We start from the raw sequence: 25,164 nt of genomic DNA, 5'->3' as shown, positions 1-25,164 counted from the left end.
AAAGAAAAAAATCGGCAAAACTGCCGATTTTTAAAGGAAAAATTTTTATAGATTTATGCTTTACTTTTTTCGTCGGTAACAGGTGCTGTTTCTACTTCAGGAGCGATCTTTTGTGTTGTTTTCATAACTTCAGGATTACTTAATACTTTCTTCAGATCAACCCCTGTCAAAGTTTCTATAGTTTCAGGAAGACTGGACATGATTTCCGTTACGTATCCAGTTACCTTGGAAGCACCTTTTCCTTCACCATTACCTGAATCCACAATAACAATCTTTTCTACCTTTGATAAAGGTTCTGCAATAGCTTTTGCAATCTCTGGAAGTTTTTCTATAATCATTTGTGTAATCGCTGCATCATTGTATAATTTGAAAGCTTCTGCTTTCTTAAGCATAGCTTCTGCTTCGGCCTTTCCTTTTTCACGAATGATTTCAACTTCAGTCATCCCTGCAAGACGATTAGCTTCTGCCTGTGCTGCCCCTGTAGCTTTAATGGCTTCCGCCTGTGCCAAAGCTTCCTGAATTTCTTTGTACTTTAAGGCCTCTGCTCTCTTTTCTGCACTATATTTTTCAGCATCCGCCAGTTTTTTCACAGTCGCTTCTAATTCTTTTTCTTTTCTTGCCGCTTCTTGTTCTGCCAATTCAATTTCTTTTTGCTTTCTTACGATTTGAATCTGCATTTTTTCTTTTTCAATTTCTTGTTGAATTTTACTGGTTTCAATTTCGTAAGCAAGGTCAGCTTTTGCTTTTTCGGTTTCTTGTTCTTTTCGATATGCCTGTACTTTTAATTCTTTTTCTTTAGCAGCCTCAGCAATCAGGGTTTCTGCCTGCAGTCTTGCTTCTTCACCATATCTTGCAGCATCAGCTGTTTTTATCTTTGTTTCCTTTTGAGCTTCTGCTTCGGCAATCTGTGCATCTCTTTTTACTTCAGCTATGCGCTTTTTACCTAAGGCTTCCAAATAACCATTATTATCAGATATATCACGAATAGTAAAGGCTTTGATCTCCAAACCCATTTCTGCTAAATCCACTGCAGCAACTTCTTGGACCTGGGAAGCAAATTTTTCTCTGTCTTTATAAATTTCCTCAACAGTCATCTTAGAGATGATTTCTCTTAATTTCCCTTCCAGGACATCGTTTGCTGTATCTTTAATCACTTCTATTGTCTTTTTTTCAGAACCTGTATTAAACTGCTCAACTGCAGCCAAAATCGATTCTTTATCGGATTTAACCTTAATAACGGCTACACCGTCTGCAATAATATCTACACCTTGCTCAGTAAGTGCACCTTCAGTTCTAACCACTATTTTCATATTCTCCAAAGAAATAACATCGGTTCTTTCTAAAAGAGGAATAACAAATCCTCCTCCCCCTGAAATAACTCTTTTCTTAAGACCTGTTATAACCAATGCCTTATCTTGGGAGACTTTTTTCCACATTGTAAGGATACTGATTGTTAAAAGTATAATAACTCCTACGATCATCCCTGCAATAGTGATTGCTGACTCTAGTTCCATATAAAACCCTCCTCATAATTTTTTTACATAAAATGCATTATTTCTTATTTCGACAATAACTACTTCATCACCTTTTGCAATCGTTTCATTATTTACAGACTTTGCCGGAGCAGAATAAGTGTGGCCGTCTACAACATAATGAATTTTTCCAAATTGACCGTCTTTAATGGTTAGTGTTACCTTGGCAATATGTCCGATGAGCGCTTTCTGCTCCACAGCTCCTTTACTTTGAAGTCTATATAAAGGAACTACAACGAAACGAAAAATAAGAAATGAAACAGTCACTGCGAAAATAAGTGCAATGATTAAACTTATAATATCCCCTAAGTTGCTCTTTTCCGCTATGATGCCAACACCGCCGAATACAGTAACAAAAACAGCAATGATGACAGGTTTTAAGGGAGAAATTCCGATGCCAAGAAAATCACCATCCATATCTACATCTCCGTCCAATCCCAAAAAGTCAAAAATCTGACCTAATATAAATGAAACGGCAGTATATAGAACTCCGGTAAAAAAACAAACATAAAAAACTTTTAGCATATATTCTTTCCTCCCTCAACCACATCCTGGATTTTATAAAATATTGCTGTCGTGTATTGGGTTGAATGATAGTAGTGTATCGCTCTACAATATATATTGTAACGCTCTCTTATTGGTTTGTCAAGAAATCTTTTAATATTTTCCATCTTTAGAAGAAGTAATTCAATTATTACTCAAAACTCGTACAATCCCTTTACATTAATATGCCCCTGTCTTGAACATATGATCAATGGATTAGTCTATTGCCTATTCTTCCATGGGAATAATAATAATTTCCCAGCAAATAATCCCGACAAAAAGCCGGCTAAATGGGCAGCATTGTCTATAGAAGGCATGACCCATCCTAAACCAATACCAATCAGTATCATAACTAAGATCGTGTACGTATTGAATCCATCTATTTCTTTCCTGGTTTTATACGCTAAAAACAACAAAGCCCCCGAAAGCCCATATATGGCTCCTGATGCTCCCGCAGATACTGTATTACTAAAAAAGATGCTGGCGATACTTCCAATAATACCCGAAGTAAAATAAATTAATATGAATTTTACTTTACCATAATATCTTTCAATTCTTGTTCCAAATAAATATAAGGCAAAATTGTTATACAATAAATGACTGAACCCAATATGGAGAAACATAGAAGTAACTAATCTCCAATACTGCTCTCTTTTTAACACAAGGAAAGGTTCATTGGCGCCAAATAAAAGCAATGTATTAACATCTTCAGAACCACCATTTAATTCCAGTACAAACCATATAATAAGATTTACAACAATTATTCCATAGGTTAATGCAGTATTATTACTTTTTTCTTTTAAAGGGATCTTTCTTCTGATCTTGTCTTTATATTTGCGTAAATTTTCTTCTTCACTATCAAAAGAAGGGTCCATTATATTAAAAACCTTATTAACTAATTGTCTTATATTTAATACCTCGTCGGCATCGCCTTTGTTAACAAGGATCTTTTTCGTGGGCAATTCCACAATCCATGATACAGAGTAAATATCTTGATCAGGATGAAAAATACTTACATTTTTAAATTCCATTTCTTCTTCAGTAATGAGTAAATTAAGGACAATAATGTGACTGCAATTCAGTCGCTCAAAGAATTCAGTAAGTTTCTTCTCATAGGCATTATTCCTATGAGTAAAAACTTCAAAATCGATATTCAGCATATTCCAAAAATTAATGATATATAAAATCGTATTATGTCTTTTAATGAATCGAACCACTTCAACATCTTCAGAAAAAATATCTACTTCTTTTCTGTCAGATAACAATTCAAATCCTTCTTCTACAAAAACCGGATAAGCATTATGTATAAAACGAGTAAACATAGGCCACTTCCTCATTATGTTTTTCAATACTATAGTACTAAATTCTAATGCAATAATCAACATGATTGAAAATGCTGCTGAATCACACAGAAAAAGTAAGGGCTTACGCCCTTACTTTTTAATCAAACTTAATTTCTGCTTTATTTTCCCATAAACCATGAATATTGCAGTATGCCAAAGCATAAATAAATCCAGGTGCGTTCAGTTTAACACTGACAGAGCCAACCGGTTCACTAATCACTCCAGCTTCACCATGGGATACAAAATCAAATGACGCAATTTCAACTGGAAATTTTCCATCTTCTTTAAAGTAATATAACTTTATCCACTTGATATGATGTTCCAATTCATTAGGATGTTTGATTTCATCCCCTATGGAAACCTTTAATTCGAAAGCTTCTCCCAATTTTACTCCTTGGGGGATGTGAATAACAGGAACATGCTTTTCTCCTTTCCAGTCTCCAGTTTGAATAAGTTGTCCTAAGCTTTGCATCATAAACCCTCCTTTAAAATAATCATTATTATATTATTACCTAAAATAATATTTTAATTATTATTATTCTATAAAAAAGCTTTTCCTTAATGTATAATAAAAGCAATTAATATTTTTATCGGAAAGGAGAACGATATTGAAAAATTGCCTACGTAAAAATCTCCAAAAAATCTGTTGCATAATCTTAATATGTTATATCGTTAATATTTCAGTATATCCTCTTTATTCCCCAGAACACCAAGTAAAATCATCTCCAGCACCTTTGATGTTAATCGCCTATGGTACCCATATGGAATTCGTAATCCCGTCCTTGGGCTTAAATAGAATTATCGTAAACAAACTGCTCCCCATTAAGATTCGATCCTTTATGCCAATGGATTCTACAGTCTATTTTCCTTTCGAGTCCTACAGTGATCAAAGAAAAAACCAAGTAGTTTTGGATAAAAGAAAATACATCTTTAAATTATTTCCACATTATTTTCAAGGGAATGATCTTAAATGGAGGAATCACCTGTTTCAAATTTAGAAACGGGAGGTGATTTCATGGGTACTGATATCTTTGTGATTGCATTATTAGTATTTACAGGAATTGGGACTGTTTATCTGGTAAGAAAATCTCAAAAAGTAAATAATTCAGAAAATGCCGATAAGAAAAATTAAGTTTTAATTAATAATAAGTATAATTTAAAAAGAGAGAAATTTCAAGCATTTCTCTCTTTTTTCTTAAATTTCAAGCTTAATTTTAAGAAATAGATAGAAATGTATCTATTTGCTCTTTACAGATACATAGGGATTATCTTTGACATAAAATCTCCAAAGAAAATCCGCTGCTTCTTCTGCATAATCTATATTGACTCTTTTGGCTTCAACGATTTCAAATGTATCATTTTCTTCTCCGTCACATATATATAATTCATTTCCGCAAAGATCCAAGCCATAATCCTTAAGCGTAATATCCATTGCCAAGCAGAGTTTTCCGGGTCCATTACCTATATTTATTTTTTGTGCCTTAGTTAATGCATCATAAGTTTTATTAAATCTTCTTTTAGCCATATCATCCAGGCCTTTGATGGGTTCAATGCTTCTAAGCAGTACTGCACATGGATTGCCTTCTTCCTCTGTCACAATGTTCATACAGGGATACATGCCATAAATCAAAAACACATAAGCATGCCCCGGAGGACCAAACATCACTTCAGTTCTATTGGTTCGTCTGTTCTGATAGCTGTGCGCTGCTTTATCCATTGCTCCTTTATAAGCTTCTGCTTCAACAATTTTTCCTATAAGCTCCCTTCCATCCACTTTATGAATAATATATTTTCCCAATAATTCTTTAGCAACAATTAGAGTATCTCTGTCATAAAATGATCGATCCAGCTTCTTCATATCTCTCACCTGCCTTTTCAACTCTGTTATTTACGAAATGATCTCATTCCAGATAGATTTTACTCTTTTATAATATACCTATTTTTTTCAGATATCAAAATAAGATGAATTTCTATAACATCTATGGTATAATAGTCCCCGAATGCAATTACACAAGTAAAGGAAGGTACAGACGTGATTACAGTAACTAATGTTAGCTTAAGATATGGAGATAAATTACTTTTTGAAGATGTAAATCTTAAATTCACCCCAGGGAATTGCTATGGTGTAATTGGAGCCAATGGTGCGGGAAAAAGTACATTTTTAAAAATTTTATCCGGAGAGATTACTCCTAACACAGGAGAAGTTTCTATAACTCCGGGAACAAGACTCTCCGTTTTAAAACAAGACCATTTCCAATATGACGCCTATCCTGTCCTGGAAACAGTCATTATGGGAAATCCAAGACTTTATCAGATTATTAAAGAAAAAGATGCTTTGTACGCAAAATCCGAGTTTACTGAAGAAGACGGTGTAAAGGCTTCTGAATTGGAATTTGAATTTGCTGAACTCAATGGATGGGAAGCAGAATCAGAAGCAGCAACTATTTTAAATGGTTTAGGAATTGAAACAGAACTTCACTATAAAACCATGGAAGAATTATCAGGTCCCCAAAAGGTTAAAGTTCTGCTTGCCCAAGCGCTTTTTGGAAAACCTGGCATACTGATTTTAGACGAGCCTACCAACCATCTGGACATTAAATCCATTCGATGGCTCGAAGACTTTTTAATAGAATTTGAAGGCATCGTTATTGTTGTTTCCCATGACCGACACTTTCTTAATAATGTATGTACACATATTGCCGATGTGGACTTTGGTAAAATCAAATTATATGTAGGTAACTATGATTTTTGGTATGAATCCAGTCAATTGGCTCTTCAAATGGCAAAGGAGCAAAACAAGAAAAAAGAAGAAAAGATCAAAGAACTGCAAGCATTCATTGCCAGATTTAGTGCCAATGCTTCTAAGTCCAGACAAGCTACATCCCGTAAAAAACTTTTGGAAAAGATTACTTTGGAGGATATTCAGCCTTCAACAAGAAGATATCCCTATGTTGCATTTAAGCCTGAAAGAGAAGTAGGAAATGATATCTTAAGAGTAGACGGATTATCTAAAACCATCAATGGTGAAAAAGTTTTAAACAATGTAAGTTTTACCGTACTAAAAGGAGATCGCATTGCTTTTGTAGGAGAAAATGATATTGCAAAAACCACCCTATTTCAAATCCTCGCAGGAGAAATGGAACCTGACAGTGGAGAATATAAATGGGGAGTAACGATCACCACTGCTTATTTCCCAAAAGATCATTCAAAATACTTCAATGATGTAGAATTGAATTTAGTAGACTGGCTCAGACAGTATTCTCAAGACCAAACAGAAACTTATATAAGAGGATTTTTAGGAAGAATGCTCTTTTCAGGGGAAGAAGCCCTAAAACAAGTAAAAGTCCTTTCCGGTGGCGAAAAGGTTCGCTGTATGCTGGCAAAAATGATGTTAAGCAATGCCAATGTTCTGATGTTGGATCAGCCTACCAATCACCTGGACTTAGAATCTATCACAGCACTAAATAATGGCCTGATTGATTTTAAAAGCAATATTTTGATTGCATCCCATGACCATCAACTGATTCAAACCGTTGCAAACCGAATCATTGAATTTACTCCGGATGGTATCATTGATAAGCAAATGACATATGACGAATATCTGGAATATAGAAACTTATAACAAGAAAGTGTTTCGTCGCATTTTCAAAAAACTTGCAAAGCATACTTTCTTCATTTCAAAATAAAAACATCGACCAAAGTCGATGTTTTTATTTGTGTGTATCCTCTCTAAATAAACCTGAAGTCTTGCTAACATTCATAACAAACATTATGCCCTTTCCAGGTTCATCTATTTTCATTTTTTCCCTTATAATTTTAACAACTGCATCAGATATTTCTTTTGGAACGATAATCATTACAATCTCTTTTTCTGGCTCGATATTCATTGCAAAAAATTTATTATCTTCATGAATTCCCGAACCTCTTGCATTTATAATTGTTGCTCCCCTTGCTCCTGCCGAACTAGCTACATCCACAACTTCATGACCAAGTCCTCTGTCTACGATCGTGAAGACCGCTTCATATTCCATTTGCATGTCATGGTTCCCTCCTGTTTTCAATTCCCTGACAACATCAGATCCTATATCAGTTATTCTGCCGATTATACTTTTTATTGGTATCGTAATGATAATTCCCTGATTAGGTTTATCCATATGAAATTTACTTGTTAAAGTTTCATGGAGTATGCTTTCATATTTATCTTCCGAACCCAATAATACAATTTCCTTTTTTTCTTCATCAAATCCAAGAAATTCTAGCAATCGGTTGGTTGTTGTTCCTTTTCCTAAAAAAATTGTTCCACCATTTACACCGATATGTTTTGCTTCTGCCAAAACCTTACTGCCCACTCCGGGATTTACCACAACAAGGGTAAGAATATAATTATTCATAGTATCCGATTCCATCTATTTCAACTCCTTTTAGAAGCCTTATATTCATATATTAATCCTAAAATCTGTATTGCAATCAGTGGGGTTAATGCTACCATAGCAATTACACCAAAACCATCCATTAAAACATCTGCTCCATCAATGGACTTCGCCACCCCTTGGGCAAATGCCAGAATAAATGTTGCCGTCATAGGGCCGGAAGCCACTCCACCGGAGTCAAAGGCAATTCCTACAAAAATTTTGGGTGCAAAATAAGATAATACGATTGCTAAGACATATAAAGGTAAAAGAAAGTGCCATAACTGAATGCCTTTCACCATTATTCGAAGCATGGAAAGAGAAACTGCTACTGCAACTCCTATTGCCAATGTATATAATATTACTTTTTTTCTAATATGTCCACTAGTAACGTCTTCAATTTGCTCATTTAATACATAAACAGCAGGCTCCGCTAAAATAACTGCAAATCCAAGAATAAATCCTATAGGTACGACAATCCAATTATTCTCCAGAGATGCAAGTCCATAACCAATCATTGTGCCTGCTTCCATAAAGCCTGCATTTACTCCTGTTAAAAATAGCACAAATCCAATAAAAGTATAAATCAAACCTTTTAAGATTTTACTAAATTGTCTTTTGGTTAACTTGAAGAAAAGTCTTTGGAAAATAAAGAAAAGGATTAAGAAAGGAAGTAACGCCATTGTAACTTCAAAAGAGATCTTAGGAATTTCATGAATAAAAGGGGCTATGATTCCCATTTCATCTATGGTGTTCGCTGATAAATCTCCTGTTAATTCTTTGATTCCAGAAAAAATACTCATTATAAAAACGGCAATCATGGGACCAGTAGAAGCTATTCCCACTAAACCGAAACTATCTTCTTCAGATTCTTTCCCCCCTCGAATGGAGGATACTCCTAACCCTAAAGCCAAAATAAAAGGAACGGTCATCGATCCAGTTGTAGCGCCTCCTGAATCAAAAGCTATGCCTAAAATCGAAGAAGGCGCCAATAATCCTAAGATAAGTATAATTCCATACAAAATGATCAGAAGTTTATTAAGGGGGAAATTAAAGACGATTCTTCCTAACCCAACTGAAACCATTAAGCCTATACCAATTGAAACAACCACTAGTAAACTCGTTTGCGAGATTACTCCTGAAGTAACATCACTGACTTGCTTTGCCAACACCTGCAAATCCGGCTCGGCAATATTAACAAAGAATCCAAGAATAAATCCAAAGATTAAAACAACCCATAGCTTTTTACTTTTTGTAATGCTTTCACCCATAAGCGTTCCTATAGGTTGTATTCCTAGATCTACTCCAAATAAAAAGATTGACAGCCCCAAAATAATCAGTACTGCTCCTACTATAAATCTCCCCACCAAATTACTACCAATAGGAACTATCGTAAAATTAAGTAATAGTACAATAAGTGTAATGGGAAGAACAGATATTATGACCTCTTTTAATTTCTGCATTAACATATTCAACCGCGATCAACATCCCTTCTTATTTATTGTCCAATTAAAGTATAGCATAAAAATTATGTAAAGTTAAGCTTTTCCCTTGACCATTCTGGTAAAGTTTAAACTTCCTCGATTAATACATATTGTAGTTTATTAAAATAAAGGGTATTATAATACTATACCATAGAATATATACAGGAGTGATCATCATGGATATGCGCTGGAGTCTTGAAGAATTATACCCTTCGTTTGACTCAGAATCGTTTCAAAAAGATTTTGAAGAAGTATTTGAAAAAATTGAAACCATAAAAGAATGGTCAAAGAACAATTTAGATTCCATCGAAAGTTCTGTTTCCAAAATTGAAAACTACCTCAAAATGCAAATTGAATTTGGAAATCTTTATAGTCGATTATATGAATATGCTTCTTTAACTATGAGTGTAGACGCAAAAAACGAAACAGCTCTGCAAGTAATAGAAAAATTGGAAGCCAAAATTACTGATCTTGCCGAACCCTTAACGAAGTTCAAAAAATGGCTTAACTCCTTAGGCAATTTAGATACTTTGATTTGCTGTTCGGATCTTTTAAAAGAACATACTTTTTATTTAAAAGAACTTATTTTAGAAACTAATTACTTATTAAGCGACGAAGAAGAAATTTTACTGGCTAAGATGAAAAACACCGGTTCAAAAGCCTGGGAAAAACTTCAGGAACTCCTTTCATCCACTTTGCTTGTAGATATTACAATCAATGGAGAAAGCAAGCAATTGCCCCTTCCGATTGTACGCAATATGGCATATGAAAAGGATGCTGAGCTTAGAAAGACAGCTTATGAAGCTGAACTTAAGGCCTATGATAAAATTGCAGAAGCCTCTGCTGCATCCTTAAACGGTATCAAGGGTGAAGTCATCACTGAATCCAAAATGAGAGGATATCATTCTCCTCTTGAAATGACACTGATTCATTCAAGAATGGATCAAGAAACCTTGGATGCAATGTTTTCATCCATTATGGAATCTCTGCCTTCTTTTAGGAAATATCTTAAGAAAAAAGCAGAACTGCTGGGACATAAAAATGGAATTCCTTTCTATGATTTGTTTGCCCCTATGGGTGAAGTGGAAATGAAATTCACTTATGAAGAAGCAAAAGATTTCATCGTAAAGAATTTTAGCAAATTTAGTCCTGCTTTAGGAAACTTTGCAAAGAATGCCTTTGAAAAAAGATGGATTGATGCAGAACCCAGAGACGGCAAACGAGGCGGTGCTTTCTGTTCAAATATCCATGCCATAAAAGAAAGTCGAATTTTAAGCAACTTTACAGGAACATTCAATGACGTGGTGACCCTTGCTCATGAACTTGGTCACGGATATCATGGTGAGTGTTTAAAAAATGAAACTTATTTAAACAGTGATTATCCTATGCCCATTGCAGAAACTGCATCCATTTTCGCTGAAACAATTATCATCAATGCGGCTCTTAAGGAAGCTTCTCCCGAAGAAGCCTTTGCCATACTTGAAAGCGATCTGATGAGTTCAACTCAAGTAATCGTGGATATCTACAGTCGTTTCTTATTCGAAGATGAACTTTTTAAAAGAAGAGAACATGGTTCTTTATCTGTCAATGAGCTTAAAAAGATGATGCTGGAATCTCAAAAGGAAGCCTACGGCGAGGGCCTTGACGAAAATTACCTTCATCCTTATATGTGGGTCTGCAAGCCTCATTATTATTATGCCGATTACAATTATTATAACTTCCCTTATGCTTTTGGACTTTTATTCTCTAAAGGACTCTATGCTTTATATTTAGAACGAGGCGAAACCTTTGTAAAAGAATTTGATGATTTGCTTGCTGCCACAGGCAAAAGCAATTTAGTGGATGTGGCCAAAAAAATGAATATTGATCTTCACTCTGTAGAATTTTGGAAAAATTCTCTTAAGCTTATTGAAAAAGATATAGACAAATTTATTCATTTATAAAATGCAATAGATGGATCATCATATTGATCCATCTTTTTTCCTTTATATCTATATGATTTTACTTCCACACTCGCTGCAGAACTTTGCTCCATCCTGTAATTTAGCTCCACATTCAGAGCAAAATTGCTTTTTGGGTGCAGTTGGAACATCATCCACAACTTTTTCCCCACAATTGCTGCAAAATTTCGTATCAGGGGCTATAGGTTCGTAACATTTTTTACAGAATTTCTGCCCAGCAAAAGGATTGTTTTCAGTAAGGGGCTTTGTCATTTGCTTTGCCATTTCCATTCCGATAGAAATTCCCATACCGGCTTGAAGGGTACTTCCTATATTACCACCGGGATTCTTTTCTAAAGAATCTATTATGCTGATCTTCTGATACTTGTCTACATTTCCAACCATTTCAAAAGATGCATTCTTTTCGATCATCTTCTGGATTTGTTCCGGATAGTTGAAACTGGATATCGTAAGATCGGTAACGGTCAATCCAATCTTAATCATTTCCATATCCAAATCCGTTCTTATTCCTCTGGCAATATCAAAAGCATTTGCCTGAAGGTTAAACATATTTTTGCCTTCTTTGACAATCCATTTCATAAGCAGCTGATCTAAGACTGCTAAGGCCCTTTCCCTGATATCATCCACTGTGAAAGTTTTCTTTATTCCTACGATTTTATCAATAAGCACTAAATAATCATCCACTTTAACCGTAAAAGTTCCAAAACTGCGTATGGGAATACCTCCTGGCATACTTGGAGCAGGAATGTTGATGGCATTTTTTGTCCCCCATCTGATTAAAAATTCTTTAGTATTTACGAACACAATTTCTGCCCTAAGTCCACTGTTAAAACCAAACTTAAATCCTTTCAATGTACTTAAAAAAGGTATGATCTCTGTTTCTATTTCATAATTGCCTTCATCTTTAAATATGCCTTCTATCTTACCATTATAAAGAAAAATGGCATCTTGCCCCGGTCTAATGATTAATCTGCTTCCTTTTTTAATTTCATCATTATTCCATTTCCAGAACAGCACATCATCCCTTGTTTCATTCCATTCAATCACATTCAATAATTGTTTTCCAAAAATACCCATGACTTAGCCCCCTTAGAAATTTCCTTTTTCTATCTCATCAAGTTCAGCTAGTGCTTCTACCAGGTCTAACCTTCTATTAACTTTTTCTTCTAAAGCTGAAAAAGCATTGGTATTGATCTCATTTAATTTTTCTAATATTTTAGCTCTCTCAATTTTGATATCTATAGCATCCTTGCGATTTTTTAACTCATTCATTTTAGATACTATTAGATCTTGAGACTGATTCATTCTTTGCATATGATTAATCATAGCATCAAAAGCATTTTTCAGTGTTTTCTCTTTTTCTTCCAGTGCAGCCTTTTTGGTCAGGAATATCCTTTCGTTCTCCGTATTTCCTGAGTTTCTGGCATGTTCTATATAATCCTGCATCTTTTTTATTTCTTCACGGCATTCGTCCAGCTCTCGTTTGGTTCTGGACTGAGTTGCTTCCATTGTTGAGGATTCAACCTTAATTTTTGCCATTTCTTCATCCAGTGTTTTTAAAAGTTGAGTAATTTCTTTATCAGAAGCAGTATTCTTAGTAAATCTCTTAAAAAGAGACATGTTATCCGTCCCCCCAAATCGTGCTCGCTAATTTGTTTTATTGTATATTATTTGTGTTGATCTTTCAACCTTTTACCGTTATATCTTTTTTTACTTTTCTCTTGTGGTTCGTTTTTCTTCCGAGGCTTAATTAAACACTTTTTATCATACCCGATTAAATCCTCTCTGCCGGCTTTCTTCAACGCTTCCAGGACAAGCGAGTAGTTTTCAGTCTTTCTAAATTGCATTAATGCTCTCTGGACGGCTTTCTCATGGGGAGATTTTGCAACATATACTTTTTCCTTTGTTCTGGGATCCATTTCAGTGTAATACATGCATGTTGACAGTGTCCCGGGGGTAGGATAAAAATCCTGCACCTGTTCCGGCATGTAGCCTAAATCTCTTAAATATTCTGCCAGCTCAATAGCTGCTTCGATATCCGATCCAGGATGGCTCGACATCAAATAAGGAACTAAGAATTGATTTTTCCCCAGCTCTTTATTAATTTCGTAGTATCTTCTTACAAATTTATCATATACATTTCTGTTGGGCTTTCCCATCTTCTGAAGCACTCTGGATGAAATATGTTCAGGTGCAACTTTAAGTTGTCCGCTGATATGATACTGGCACAGTTCCCTGAAGAAACTTTCATCCTGATCATAAATCAAATAATCATAACGAATCCCTGAACGAATAAACACTTTTTTTACTTTAGGAATGTTTCTCAATTTATGAAGAAGAGTCAAATAATCCTTATGATCTACTTTTAGCTGCTTACAGGGATTAGGAAATAAGCATTGCTTTTTGATACATGCTCCTTTACTTTTCTGCTTCTGACAGGCTGGCTCTCTAAAATTGGCCGTAGGCCCTCCCACATCATGAATGTAGCCTTTAAACTCTGGGTCTTCTGTCATGGCCTCAGCCTCATGAATAATAGATTCATGGCTTCTCGACTGTACCACTCGTCCCTGATGAAAAGTCAATGCACAAAAACTGCAGCTTCCAAAACATCCTCTATTGTTTATAATACTGAATTTAACCTCCTGTAAGGCGGGAATGCCCCCTTGAGACTCATATATGGGATGATAGGTTCTCATATAAGGAAGATCGTAAACAGCATCTAATTCCTTTTGGCTTAAAGGCATTGCCGGAGGATTTTGAACCACATAAATGTCCCCATAGGGTTCTATAAGCGTCTTTGCAGCTATTGCATCAGTATTTTCATATTGTATTAAGAAGCTCTCTCCATATTTTTCTTTTGAGCTTATAATCTCATTATAAGGCGGAAGCACCATATAGTCATAGGCTCTTTCTTTATCTTTTGTCTTATATACCGTTCCCCTGATATAAGTTATTTCATTGACCGGTATTCCACTATCTAACGCCTCCGCAATTTCAACAATCGCTTTTTCTCCCATGCCATATACGATCAAATCGGCCTTAGAGTCTAATAAAATCGATCGTCTTACCTTATTGTCCCAATAATCATAATGGGCCAGTCTTCTTAAACTTGCTTCAATACCGCCTAATATTATTGGAACATCTTTATAGGCTTCCCGTGCTCTGTTGGCATAGACAATGGTTGCCCTATCCGGCCGCATACCTGCTTTTCCCCCCGGAGAATAAGCATCTTGATTTCGTCTCTTTTTCGCTACAGTATAATGATTTACCATGGAATCAATGTTTCCACTGGTAATTAAAAACCCGAGTCTCGGCTTTCCCAGTTTTTTAAAATCAGAAGCATCTTTCCAGGAAGGTTGTGCAATAATTCCTACCTTATATCCCCTGCTTTCTAAAATACGTCCAATGATCGCAGTTCCAAAAGAAGGATGATCTACGTAAGCATCACCTGATATCAAAACAAAATCAACATATTCCCATCCTCTTTTTTCCATATCTCTTTTTGAAATCGGTAAAAAATCTGTCATTTCAGCCTCCACTAAATCCATCGCCATGCAGGATAATATTTATTTTTTAACATGTTTTGCTGCATTTTACCCCACCCCAGGGGATAACCATCTACACATACCAGATTCCATCCCTTATTGCCTGCTATTTGAAGGGTTTCACCTTTTAAATAGCGCATCACATTGGGATCACCTAGCGGTAAATCAATACTATTCTTAACCATATTTTTTGTAAGTCCCATAGCCATTACATGAGAAGGCTCAAAACGGTTCTTTTTCAAACTTCCCAAAAGCCATCCCGATCGTATAATTCTTAAACCATTAAGATCCGGTACATCGTTTGGAACCAGGTAAAGATTGTCTCTATGAATTTTAAAGTCCCCTTTTAAGGTAACATTAATATTCTCTTTCATAAAGTTATAAAAATCTTCTAACTGCTTATCTGATACTTCCCGTTTAGGAATCGAAATTTTATTTTTTACTTCTCCTTCTTTTTTATGCAGAAGGACCAAAAAATGTCCTTCTCCTTTTACTTTATGAGGCCATAATCTGGCAGCTCCCCTTAAACTTTCCCGTCCTCCGATCCATTCAGGTCTCCCCGGCGAAAAGCCATTTTCGTGGGGAATTGGAACAACTTCAAAATCAGGATGCGTTTTTAAAAATTCTTCTATCGTCCCTTCATTTTCCTCAGGAGAAAAGGTACAGGTAGAATACAGCATGTATCCTCCTGGCTTAAGCATTTTTGCTGCATGGGGAAGTATATTTCTTTGCATCGTGCAACATTTTTCTACTCCATGGGTTTCCCAGTTCTTTAGAGCCTGGGGTTCTTTCCGGAACATTCCTTCACCGGAACAGGGCGCATCCACCAATATTTTATCAAAATATTCTTCTAAACGCAGGGATAGCTTTTCCGGAGTTTCATTGGTAATCACTGCATTTCTAATCCCTGCCATCTCAATGTTTTTTATAAGTGCTTTTATTCTGCTCGCACTAATATCATTGGCAAAAAGGACGCCTTCCTGCTTTAACTTCGCTCCAAGCTGTGTGCTTTTTCCTCCGGGAGCTGCACATAAATCCAGCACCTTATCTCCCGGCTGGACATCTAAAATAGCTCCCGGTGCCATCGCACTGGGTTCCTGAATGTAATACAACCCTGCATAATAGTATGGATGCTTTGCAGGCTTGTCTTCTTCTGAGTAATAAAAGCCTTCCTTACACCAGGGCACTGGACTTAATTGAAAATCCACCCGTTCCTTAAATGTACCAGGTTCTATTTTCAAGGTATTGACCCTCAATCCATAATATCTTTTCTCTTCAAAAGACTTAACATATTCATTAAATTCATCTTTAAGAAGACCTCTCATCTTTTCTTCAAATTGTGCAGGTAACTTAATCAATGTATCTACTCCTCTTTAAAAATGGATTTTATAAATAGTATAAACATTATAACTCATTTCATCAAAAAAAGAGCTTCTTAAGCTCTTTTAAGAAAACATTTCAAGATCTATAAATTCAAAACCTACTCCTCTTTCTTTATTAATCCATTTAACTTTTGCTTTTGTTACAAACTGACCGTAATCAAAGTCTATTTCAGCTTCTACAATTTGACCTATTTCAAAATCCTCAACATAACTTATTCTAAACCCACCAGCAGAAAAATCTTCCATAGGATAGGATGACAAAGTATCATTCATTTTTATTTTTACTTCAGATTCATTAGGGAAACGTAAGAATCTTCTTTTTTCGTTAGTTTCCACCTTTTTCTCCCCCCTATTGATATTTATCTATAATTTTATAATAATCTCCTTTTTATTTATTTTATAATAATTATTTCAGAATTACAATCTGATTTTGTCGAATTGTTAATCTTTGTAATTATTTTGCATGTATTATTTTCACAAAATTACATAAAACATTGATATATAAATACCAAGTTATTGATAAGAAAGGAGATTAATTATGGCAACCGTAATGAATATTACAGAAATTAATATTATTACTGTAGATAAATCCGATGACGTTTGGCTCATTGAAGGCGAAATTACTTTCGAAGAAGAATTACTAACAACTTTTCAGGCCAATTACAATTCTATAACCGGTGAATTTGAAGAATTAGATATCGAAACCGATCCAAAAGACTACGATGAAGATGATTTAAAAGAAATGATTCTAAAAGCAGTAGAAAATTACGAGTAACTTTTGGATCTAGATGGTATATAAGCCGTGGCAAACGCTCCTGCCATGGCTTAATAAATAAGGACCGGCTTAAAATCAATATAATCAGAAGAAACCAATCTATATTCAATGCCGTTATAATGTCCCTGCAGCCCCAGATTAAAAGACTCTTTTCCATGAAGATGGCCGTAAATAACTTTTTCCACCTTAAATTCTTCAAATAACTGAGTATAAATGGAAGGCTCCAGATTTTCATTTGTGGGAGGATAATGCATGATCACAATGATTCTGTCATAGTTTGCCTTCTTAGCTGCCAAAAGGGACAACCGTAATCTTTTTTCTTCTCGTTCATAAATCTTCTGATCATGGGCAGTAAATTTTGTATCGTTAGGACAAATCCAGCCTCTTCCGCCACAAATAGCAAAACTTTCTGCAACTGTAAAATCATTTTGAAGAAAGTACATGTTATCATATATCGTATTTAATTTCGTTACAGACTTCCACCAATAATCATGATTACCTCTAATAAGTATTTTCTTTCCCGGCAACTCATAGATGTATTGCAAATCAATTTCTGCTTCTTCCAATGTCATTCCCCATGAAATATCTCCAGGAATTAATACTGTATCTTCTTCAGAAATGATGTCGAGCCAATGCTTTTTAATTTTTTCAGCATGATTCTCCCAATTTTTACCGAATTTATCCATAGGTTTATCAACTGATCCACTTAAATGCAAATCACCTATTGCATATATAGACATATGACCCCTCTTCCTTAGTATATCAAAAATCTATTAACTGTTAGATTATATCATATAAATCGTTAAACGTGACCCTAAAACCTTTCATCTGGTCCATTCCAATTTACTTTATTATATTCTGCATACTTAAGGATAGCATAGGGGTTGATCCACAATTCTTCTTTTACAAATGAAACATCAAGCATAATGCCTAAATGCAGGTGAACCGGAAAGTTCCCTATTGTACCAGGCTCTTTTCCATATCCTGAATCTCCCATATATCCTATACATTGTCCTGATTTGATTTCCATCCCCTCGCTAACCTCAGAAGAATAAGAATCCAGATGAGCGTAATAAAAATAAGCTCCACTGGGAGATCTGATGCCTATTCTCCATCCACCCTTTTCATTCCATCCCATTTGCTCAACAATCCCATCTGTCATACTGACAATAGGTATACTTCCCCGTTGATTATGAACATCAATGATATCTGTTCCTAAATGCTTTCTTTTTCCTCCGTAATCTCTATCTGCCCCCCAGGAATTAGAATAGATATATTCCCCTATATCTGGAACTGGAAATACATTAACATCCTTTAATGCCTGTTCATAGATCCTATAAAGTTTTTGAACCTCTTTTTTATTATACTTTTTTCTAATTTTATTCATGTCCTCTGTACAAAATGTATAAAGTTCTTTCTGATCGATCGTGATGTTTTCAGCTATAGTAAAATCATTTTCCAAAGCATAAAATGTAACCGCTTCAATGAAATCTGTTTCTGTTATTTCAGAGATATTTTTTAATTTATATAAAATATCCCCCGGAATATTAAATGCTGCTACTTTTTCAACAAGTGCCGGAAGTTGTCTGCTGTCTTTATAAACACATTTTCTTATTAAGAAAATACTCATTAATACAACAAGGACCAAAATCAAATATATTTTATCATAGTTTCTCCTCTTTCTCCATATTACTTTTTTCCTCTTTTTTTTCATTTTGGCACCCCTTTACAAATTAAAAAAGACAGATCCTTAGGTTCTGTCTTATTATATGCATCGATTATGGAAATCCATGTTAATTCTTTTATCCCTCTTATTTGTTAAGAAGGGCTCTTAGTCTTTTCTCAATCAAAAAAATGTCGTACAGCACTTCCGTTCAGATAATTACACAACCGTCCTTGATAATAATGATTTGCTCGCATTTCTTCCTCTATTTCGTCTCTGATCTTCCACCAGCTTGTATTCCAGTTAACAAACAAGGTATTTTCTTCAGGAGCCCTTCCAATAAGTCTTTGAATAACGATATACGGAGAAAGATATTCAAGAAAATCTATAACTCTTTTTTTATACTCTTCAACAGAAATCATCTCAAATTCTCTATTTTTAAATTGCTCCCCCATTACGGTATTTTCTACAATATACAAAGAATGGAGCTTCACCTGATCAACAGAAAGCGCTGACAGAATTTTTGCACTTTCTATAACATCCATTCTCGTATCCCAGGGAAGATTTAAAATTAAATGCGCACATGTTTCAAAACCATATTTTTTTATTCTCAATACAGCATCTATGAATTCAGCCAAAGTATGCCCCCTGTTGATTTTACGAAGAGAATGATAGTTAACCGTCTGAAGGCCCAATTCTACCGCAATATCAATATTATATTTGATCTTTAATTCCGATAAAAACTGCAAATACTCTTCTCTGATGCAATCTGGCCTGGTAGAAATGGCCAGTTGGACAATATTTTCTCTGGCAGCCTGTTCCATAACCATTTTAAAAGTATCAAAAGGCATATAGGTATTACTAAAGTTTTGAAAATAAGCAATAAATTTTCTCGCTTTATATTTCTTGCTGATATATTCTTTATTTTTACGAATTTGCTCAGGTACAGGTATTAAATTAGATAAATTTTCAAACCCCGCCCCTTCATCTCCGCAAAAAGTACATCCACCGCATCCTGATATACCATCTCTATTGGGACAAGTAACAGGTAAATTAATTGGAAGTTTATATACTTTTTCGCCGTATTTTTCTCGTAAGTACTCTGAATACCTTCTATATAAAGTGTCCTTATTTGGCTTGCTGTTATTCAATGATTTCACAACCTTTATGTATTTTTATATTTTTACTATTATAGCATAAAGAAAAAGCCTCTAAAATATTTGGGATCAAGGGAATTTTTAATAAAAATCGGTGTTTTTTCTGCATCCTTTTACTATGCCAAGTATGTAAAAAGCTTACTTAATTCAGAAATTAATTTCTGATTAAATAAGCTTCTAAGAATGTTTCTAAAACTTTCCGCCTCCACCACCATGGGTCGTTCCGCTGCTGCCAGTATGAATGCTGCTGGTTGAATCTCCGGAATCCTTGTGAATTTCAGTTTTTGTAGTAGTTTCTCTTATGAAATCATCTCTGCTACTTGAAAGGACAAATGAACCTTTTGCTTCATAAGTATGGTTATTAATCGTAACAGTTCCTTTACTGGAAAGAGATGCTAGTATAGTAGCGATTCCTGAAATAATCAAAGCGAAAAGAAATACATAAAAAGACTGCATCAATCCTAGAACTTTATCGAAATAAGTAACTTTATGATAATAGGCTGTACTGGACTGCCCCTGATATTCCTGCTCTACCCTATGCTGTCCCTGGGGTACTCCCATTTCTACATAGTATCTTATATCATCAATAAAGGTATTGGAAGCTTCAAAATACTCACCCTCAGAAAGAGGTCCTACAACATCATCAATCATTTCTGCAATTCTGCTGTCTGTAAATATATCAATCGCTTTACCGGTTGTAGAAATCCAGACCTCTCTTTCAGCCATATTAATAAGCATAAGTAGCCCGGAAGAATCACTGCCGACACCATGTCCGTTATAATCATAATAATCGTCGGCAAAATCTTTGGATGATTTGCCTTCTGTATCATCCGTAATCACAATAACAACATCCAGATTGTAACCGGTTCTAACACTGTCAATAGCCTCTTGTAATTCACTTTCTTCATCATCTGTCAGATAATCTAAATAATCTTTAACATTGCTTAATTCACCGGAAACAGCATAAGCTGGACCAATAATCATGAAAAATATAAAAGCAATCAATAAAACATTTAATCTTTTAAACAAAGAAGGCACCTCCAAACACAGATATGATCCAAACTATTGCAAAAACAATTCCCATAAATGCAAACTGTCGTGAACGGCTAATCGGTGTGTCTCCTACTACTTTTCCTGTTTGGCCATTTACAATAAATATATGGTCTTTTCCTTTATATTTGTTATTCAGAAGATAAATAGGGAGCATTGAGTATTCGTTATGTATATCTGAAAGAGATACCTTTTTGTCGTGGAGAGAAAACGATGTGTACCCGTCTACAGTTTCTCTTAACCGTTCTTCCATGTATTTCTCTACTCTGCCTTTCATAACTACTTCTGCTTCCGATGCTTCCACATCGTATTTTTCAGCCATAAATCCTGACATATATTTCATTGAAAAATCAGTCAAATCATTATAATTGTATGGCTCTATCATATGCATAAACTTATCATCCAGTTTTTTTGAAGCATCCACCGGCACTTTGTGATATTTAGCATGCCCTCCCCGCATCACGTGATAATATTTGGTTTGGGTATACTGATAATTTCCACTGGTCCAGGATCGCGTCCGAGTGCCTTCTCCTCTAATCATACCTTCACTTTTACAATTAAACAGCCAAAATGGAGCATATATTCCTGTGATCTTTTCAATTTCTTCTTTACGTTTAAAATCCTTGGGAGCAAATATACGCTTGCTAATCCACTTTTTATAAAGTTCTTCAGCTTGATCCTTTGTTATTTTAAAAGGAATAAGACTCTTTGGCTTGAATTTCCCCGAAAACCTGGACTTAATAATACTATGACTTCTGCAATACAAACAAAAAGTGGCAGAAGTTGTATTGTCTGCAATCAATTCAGCTCCACAACTGGTACAATGATAAGAATCCAAGTCTGAAATATCTTTTTCAAGAGATTCTTCTATTGGTGTATCCGTTTCAATTTCATTCTTACTAAACTCACTCAAGCAATACTGACATTTCCACTTTTGAGAAGCAGGATCAAATTTCAATCCTCCTCCACAACTGGTACACCTATATCCTTTTACTACATCCATCTGATCTCTCCTCTTCAATGATTTTCTAACCCTTTTGATACCCAATTGCACTTTATTCATATTTTATCAAAAACATATGATTCCTTCCAGCTTTAATCAAATCAATAGTATTTTAAAAATCTTTGTCGAATTTTTGCAACATGTCCGAAAGAAATTCATATATTGATACTAGAAGGAGGTGATAAAATGAAAAGAAAAATGGAAGTTCAAGGAACTACAAAAAATAATGTCGTATTACCTCGCAACATTAAAGACATTTTAAAAAGTCTCATTGATGAAGATGTAATAATCGTATTAAAATCCGGAAAATGTGAAGAAGTTACTATACTCGGTGTAGAAGGAAATCTGCTCATCGCCAGCCCAAATGGAGATATTAAATTCGTTGACATTGACTGCATCTGTGAAGTCATTGCTGATCCTGCAGACGTTATAGAAGGTCTCTTTAAAGAACGTTGCTGCTAATATATTATATATGTATAGAGAAGTTAACAGGGTGCTTTCTGTTAACTTCTATTTTTATTTGATTTAGATCAAACTTCATTTTACATTCTGCTGATTTCATGGTACACTTTTGTGGATACTTAATATGACAAAGGAGATTTTTTCATGGAAAATAAGGTATTAGCCATTGTTGATGGCAGAGAAATCAAAGAATCAGATATTTATTCACTTATGCAAAATTTAGGTCAACAGGCTGCACATTTTAGAAGCCCACAAGGCCAAAAGCAATTACTTAACGAGATTATTGCTCAGGAATTACTTTACTCTGAAGCTTTAGAAAAAGAATTTGACAAAGAAGAGAATTTTGTTACAGTATTAGAGCAGATGAAAAAGTCCTTACTAATGCAGTATGCTGCAAATAAATTCATGTCTTCTGTTTCCGTAAGTGACGAAGAAGTTCAAAAATATTTTGAAGAAAATAAAGCGATGTTTATCCAGCCAAAAACTGTAGCTGCCAGTCATATTTTAGTAGATAGTGAAGAAGAAGCATTGAACATATTAGATGAGATCGAGCACGGACTGGATTTTTCTGATGCAGCTCGTAAATATTCAAGATGCCCTTCCAAAGATAGCGGCGGTGTCCTTGGTGAATTCTCTCAAGGAAAAATGGTGCCTGAATTTGACCAGGCTGTTTTTTCTATGGAAGCCGGAGAAATCAGCAAACCTGTTCAAACTCAATTTGGCTATCATATCATTAAAGTTGACAAAGTAAATGAAGAAAAGGAAAGCTCCTTTGAAGAAGTAAAAGATGAAGCAAAAAACCAATGCTTATTCTATAAACAACAAAAAGCATATATAGAAAAACAAGAAGAATTAATGAAAAAATATTCCGTAACCATTGTTGAATAGTGTGTAAATAGTATGTAAATAAAAAACGGTGCCTGTGATAAGGCACCATTTTTTTATCTAGGACCTAATAGTGTTTTCATACCCTTTACAAATTCATTTTTTCCTCCCTGCGCAGGGTGTCTGACTTTGTCACAGCTAATTCCTAATACCTTAAGATTTTCATCAGCTTTATTGCCTACTGCAATTACTTTTTTTATATCAAAGAATTCTATGATCTGAAGAAGAGGCTTCTGTCCAATTTCCAACTCTTTTTTTAATGGTGGTCTGTTACTGTTCGAATTACCTTTTTTATGAGGATAAAAGGGAAAGGCACTCCATCCTAATGCAATAATATTGTACTCTATAAGGGTACTCCATATAATAGTAGCTGTAGCTTCCTTTGATAACTTCGAATTTTCGGCTGCCAGCTTATAACAGTTTGCGCTGCCGAATAATTTTAACCCATCCATGTTATTCATAAGTAAATGCTCACTGGTAAAAGGAACTCCTGTAAGGCGACAGCCTCTATATCCCGGTGCTTCTCCTACAAGTAAAATTTTAGGTTTTAATTGGTCCATCTGATTTAAATACAGTAAGAGATTGTCTCTTCTTATGGAGTTCTCTGGAAAATCGTAAGAGTACTGATTAAATACGTTCGGCGTAACTTCCATAGATGCTAATTGCTCCACAAATTCACTTATACTTTTCATGATCAAACTTATCCTCTTTTTTAGTTTCTATTATAACTCAATATAATACAAAATTATATCTGTGTAACTGCCGTCTTTAAGCAAATATCCTCCAGGAATGACACCTAATCTATGAAAACCTATTTTTCATATAAACGAATTGCAACTGTATTTGTAGAAACTACAGCATTAAACTGTAGAATTTTAAATTATTAGGATGTAAAATATATAATCCAAGGACTTCATTTCCATCTAAAGCTACGCCTGTATAGGTTTGAGATCAAAAAAATCTTTTTGCCTCATCAAAAGCCAGTTTATCTGTTTGAGGAAATGCATTTCCTTCTTCCACAATCTCATTCCAAATCGCAATCATAGATGGTATATCTTTGTCTTGATATTCTCTTACAAACACTTCCATAATTTCATCCATCCTCGATGTGATATTTTTCATTAAGCGTTTTTATTTTAATATCCATATAGCTTTTTAACAATAATATTAAATAAAAAACACACTAACCTAAAATGAAGTGAACCCCTTTCGTTAGACAAAATACTAATGAAAGGGGTTTTCGAATGTCAGGGAAAAAGAAATATTCTGATGAGTTTAAGTTGGCAATTGTAAGTGAGTATTTAGACGGTCATACAGGTGGCTATCGTGCTTTAGCTGCTAAATATGGAATTAACCCGTCAATAATTAAAAACTGGGTTGCTCTCTACAAAAACGGTGGAATAGACCAGCTTATTAATGCCCGCAGAACTTTTAGTGGAGAGTTCAAAATTCATGTTGTAGAATATATGCATCAGAACTCTTTGTCTATAAGATCAACTGCAGCACTTTTTGGAGTTCAAAGTCCAACAACAGTATCAAAATGGGAACGTACTTATTATGAAGAGGGAAAAGAAGCACTTTACGAAGAACGGCGAGGTCGGTCACGGAAAATGAGCACAAAAAAGCCAAGGAAAGATAAGAAAGATATCAAAGAAAATGAGGATCTTCTTGCTGAAGTTCAGCGTCTTCGCATGGAGAATGAATATCTAAAAAAATTGAATGCCTTAATTCAAGAGCGGGAAAAGTCAGAACAGAAGAAAAAGTAGCTGTCATTTCTGAATTAAGGCAGAAATATCCGCTTGAAGCATTACTTAAATTAGCTGGTGTTGCCAGAAGTACATATTACTATTATTTGAAGCGTGCTCAGCGGCCTGACAAGTACCGTATCGAAAAAGATGAGATCACGGCGATTTACCATGAGCATCAAGGTCGATATGGCTATCGACGGATTACCCTTGAGATGCGGAATC

Annotated in this window: 25 protein-coding genes and 1 pseudogene; 7 read left to right on the top strand and 19 right to left on the bottom strand. The window is 35.0% G+C overall.

Annotated elements, in window-relative coordinates:
* Positions 1-53: 53 nt before the first annotated feature.
* From JOD07_RS11780 to JOD07_RS11760, 5 genes are all read right to left on the bottom strand, one after another.
* Positions 54-1,514, bottom strand: a complete 1,461-nt coding sequence (locus JOD07_RS11780; protein WP_158741547.1) for a flotillin family protein — start codon at positions 1,512-1,514, stop codon at positions 54-56.
* 12 nt (positions 1,515-1,526) lie between these two features.
* Positions 1,527-2,057: an NfeD family membrane protein gene (locus JOD07_RS11775; protein ID WP_158741546.1), complete on the bottom strand. Its 531-nt coding sequence runs from the start codon at positions 2,055-2,057 to the stop codon at positions 1,527-1,529.
* A 239-nt stretch (positions 2,058-2,296) separates the two neighbouring features.
* Complete coding sequence (locus tag JOD07_RS11770; RefSeq protein WP_204614095.1) at positions 2,297-3,397, bottom strand: rhomboid family intramembrane serine protease; 1,101 nt, start codon at positions 3,395-3,397, stop codon at positions 2,297-2,299.
* 118 nt (positions 3,398-3,515) lie between these two features.
* Positions 3,516-3,890: a class II SORL domain-containing protein gene (locus JOD07_RS11765; protein ID WP_158741544.1), complete on the bottom strand. Its 375-nt coding sequence runs from the start codon at positions 3,888-3,890 to the stop codon at positions 3,516-3,518.
* A 765-nt stretch (positions 3,891-4,655) separates the two neighbouring features.
* Positions 4,656-5,276, bottom strand: a complete 621-nt coding sequence (locus tag JOD07_RS11760; protein WP_158741543.1) for a DNA-3-methyladenine glycosylase — start codon at positions 5,274-5,276, stop codon at positions 4,656-4,658.
* A gap of 174 nt (positions 5,277-5,450) precedes the next feature.
* Between JOD07_RS11760 and JOD07_RS11755 the strand changes: the two genes are divergently transcribed.
* Complete coding sequence (locus JOD07_RS11755; RefSeq protein WP_158741542.1) at positions 5,451-7,040, top strand: ABC-F family ATP-binding cassette domain-containing protein; 1,590 nt, start codon at positions 5,451-5,453, stop codon at positions 7,038-7,040.
* An 88-nt stretch (positions 7,041-7,128) separates the two neighbouring features.
* Here JOD07_RS11755 and JOD07_RS11750 read toward each other — a convergent pair whose 3' ends face one another.
* Both JOD07_RS11750 and JOD07_RS11745 read right to left on the bottom strand, forming a co-directional pair.
* Entirely contained in the window at positions 7,129-7,824 is a 696-nt protein-coding gene (locus tag JOD07_RS11750; RefSeq protein WP_158741541.1) for a P-II family nitrogen regulator, read from the bottom strand.
* 5 nt (positions 7,825-7,829) lie between these two features.
* Positions 7,830-9,296 (bottom strand): DUF1538 domain-containing protein, encoded by a 1,467-nt coding sequence (locus tag JOD07_RS11745; protein WP_330636297.1) that lies wholly within the window; start codon positions 9,294-9,296, stop codon positions 7,830-7,832.
* Between the two features lie 191 nt (positions 9,297-9,487).
* Between JOD07_RS11745 and JOD07_RS11740 the strand changes: the two genes are divergently transcribed.
* A complete protein-coding gene (locus JOD07_RS11740) occupies positions 9,488-11,254 on the top strand; it encodes a M3 family oligoendopeptidase (RefSeq protein WP_158741539.1) in 1,767 nt (588 codons plus the stop codon).
* Between the two features lie 48 nt (positions 11,255-11,302).
* Here the strand turns inward: JOD07_RS11740 and JOD07_RS11735 are convergent, their stop codons facing one another.
* From JOD07_RS11735 to JOD07_RS11715, 5 genes are all read right to left on the bottom strand, one after another.
* Positions 11,303-12,349: an SPFH domain-containing protein gene (locus tag JOD07_RS11735; protein ID WP_158741538.1), complete on the bottom strand. Its 1,047-nt coding sequence runs from the start codon at positions 12,347-12,349 to the stop codon at positions 11,303-11,305.
* Positions 12,350-12,361: 12 nt separating this feature from the next.
* Complete coding sequence (locus JOD07_RS11730) at positions 12,362-12,892, bottom strand: PspA/IM30 family protein (RefSeq protein ID WP_204614091.1); 531 nt, start codon at positions 12,890-12,892, stop codon at positions 12,362-12,364.
* A gap of 47 nt (positions 12,893-12,939) precedes the next feature.
* Positions 12,940-14,826 (bottom strand): YgiQ family radical SAM protein, encoded by a 1,887-nt coding sequence (locus JOD07_RS11725; RefSeq protein ID WP_279380861.1) that lies wholly within the window; start codon positions 14,824-14,826, stop codon positions 12,940-12,942.
* Positions 14,811-16,172: an RsmF rRNA methyltransferase first C-terminal domain-containing protein gene (locus JOD07_RS11720; RefSeq protein ID WP_158741592.1), complete on the bottom strand. Its 1,362-nt coding sequence runs from the start codon at positions 16,170-16,172 to the stop codon at positions 14,811-14,813. The genes JOD07_RS11725 and JOD07_RS11720 overlap by 16 nt, the downstream gene beginning before the upstream one ends.
* A gap of 90 nt (positions 16,173-16,262) precedes the next feature.
* A complete protein-coding gene (locus tag JOD07_RS11715) occupies positions 16,263-16,535 on the bottom strand; it encodes a PilZ domain-containing protein (RefSeq protein ID WP_158741535.1) in 273 nt (90 codons plus the stop codon).
* A 202-nt stretch (positions 16,536-16,737) separates the two neighbouring features.
* On the opposite strand from JOD07_RS11715, the gene JOD07_RS11710 reads away from it, so the two are divergent.
* Entirely contained in the window at positions 16,738-16,974 is a 237-nt protein-coding gene (locus JOD07_RS11710; RefSeq protein WP_158741534.1) for a hypothetical protein, read from the top strand.
* Positions 16,975-17,024: 50 nt separating this feature from the next.
* Here JOD07_RS11710 and JOD07_RS11705 read toward each other — a convergent pair whose 3' ends face one another.
* The 5 genes from JOD07_RS11705 to JOD07_RS11685 all read right to left on the bottom strand — a co-directional run bounded on the left by JOD07_RS11705 (position 17,025) and on the right by JOD07_RS11685 (position 21,847).
* Positions 17,025-17,714: a metallophosphoesterase gene (locus JOD07_RS11705; protein WP_158741533.1), complete on the bottom strand. Its 690-nt coding sequence runs from the start codon at positions 17,712-17,714 to the stop codon at positions 17,025-17,027.
* Positions 17,715-17,788: 74 nt separating this feature from the next.
* Positions 17,789-18,688: a M23 family metallopeptidase gene (locus JOD07_RS11700; RefSeq protein ID WP_243429314.1), complete on the bottom strand. Its 900-nt coding sequence runs from the start codon at positions 18,686-18,688 to the stop codon at positions 17,789-17,791.
* 128 nt (positions 18,689-18,816) lie between these two features.
* Entirely contained in the window at positions 18,817-19,797 is a 981-nt protein-coding gene (gene mnmL, locus JOD07_RS11695; RefSeq protein WP_243144630.1) for a tRNA modification radical SAM protein MnmL/YtqA, read from the bottom strand.
* Positions 19,798-19,983: 186 nt separating this feature from the next.
* Positions 19,984-20,823, bottom strand: coding sequence for a TPM domain-containing protein (locus tag JOD07_RS11690; protein ID WP_204614089.1), 840 nt, complete (start codon positions 20,821-20,823; stop codon positions 19,984-19,986).
* Positions 20,816-21,847 (bottom strand): TFIIB-type zinc ribbon-containing protein, encoded by a 1,032-nt coding sequence (locus JOD07_RS11685; RefSeq protein ID WP_158741532.1) that lies wholly within the window; start codon positions 21,845-21,847, stop codon positions 20,816-20,818. Before JOD07_RS11685 ends, JOD07_RS11690 begins: the two co-directional genes overlap by 8 nt.
* 186 nt (positions 21,848-22,033) lie before the next feature.
* Between JOD07_RS11685 and JOD07_RS11680 the strand changes: the two genes are divergently transcribed.
* A complete protein-coding gene (locus JOD07_RS11680) occupies positions 22,034-22,309 on the top strand; it encodes a hypothetical protein (protein WP_158741531.1) in 276 nt (91 codons plus the stop codon).
* 144 nt (positions 22,310-22,453) lie between these two features.
* Positions 22,454-23,197, top strand: a complete 744-nt coding sequence (locus JOD07_RS11675) for a peptidylprolyl isomerase (protein ID WP_158741530.1) — start codon at positions 22,454-22,456, stop codon at positions 23,195-23,197.
* A 53-nt stretch (positions 23,198-23,250) separates the two neighbouring features.
* Here JOD07_RS11675 and JOD07_RS11670 read toward each other — a convergent pair whose 3' ends face one another.
* Positions 23,251-23,886 carry a uracil-DNA glycosylase gene (locus JOD07_RS11670; RefSeq protein ID WP_207756952.1) on the bottom strand — a complete coding sequence of 212 codons (636 nt, stop codon included), beginning with the start codon at positions 23,884-23,886 and terminating at the stop codon, positions 23,251-23,253.
* A gap of 30 nt (positions 23,887-23,916) precedes the next feature.
* Positions 23,917-24,283 (bottom strand): annotated as a pseudogene (locus JOD07_RS15925) (N-acetyltransferase family protein).
* Between the two features lie 155 nt (positions 24,284-24,438).
* On the opposite strand from JOD07_RS15925, the gene JOD07_RS11660 reads away from it, so the two are divergent.
* Positions 24,439-24,960 (top strand): helix-turn-helix domain-containing protein, encoded by a 522-nt coding sequence (locus tag JOD07_RS11660; RefSeq protein ID WP_204614087.1) that lies wholly within the window; start codon positions 24,439-24,441, stop codon positions 24,958-24,960.
* An 86-nt stretch (positions 24,961-25,046) separates the two neighbouring features.
* On the top strand, positions 25,047-25,164 hold a 118-nt coding region (locus tag JOD07_RS16025; protein WP_207756954.1), incomplete at its 3' end, for an IS3 family transposase.

The sequence above is a fragment of the Defluviitalea raffinosedens genome, from assembly GCF_016908775.1.
GTDB lineage: Bacteria > Bacillota > Clostridia > Lachnospirales > Defluviitaleaceae > Defluviitalea > Defluviitalea raffinosedens.
This window is presented reverse-complemented; position numbering and strand designations above follow the sequence as displayed.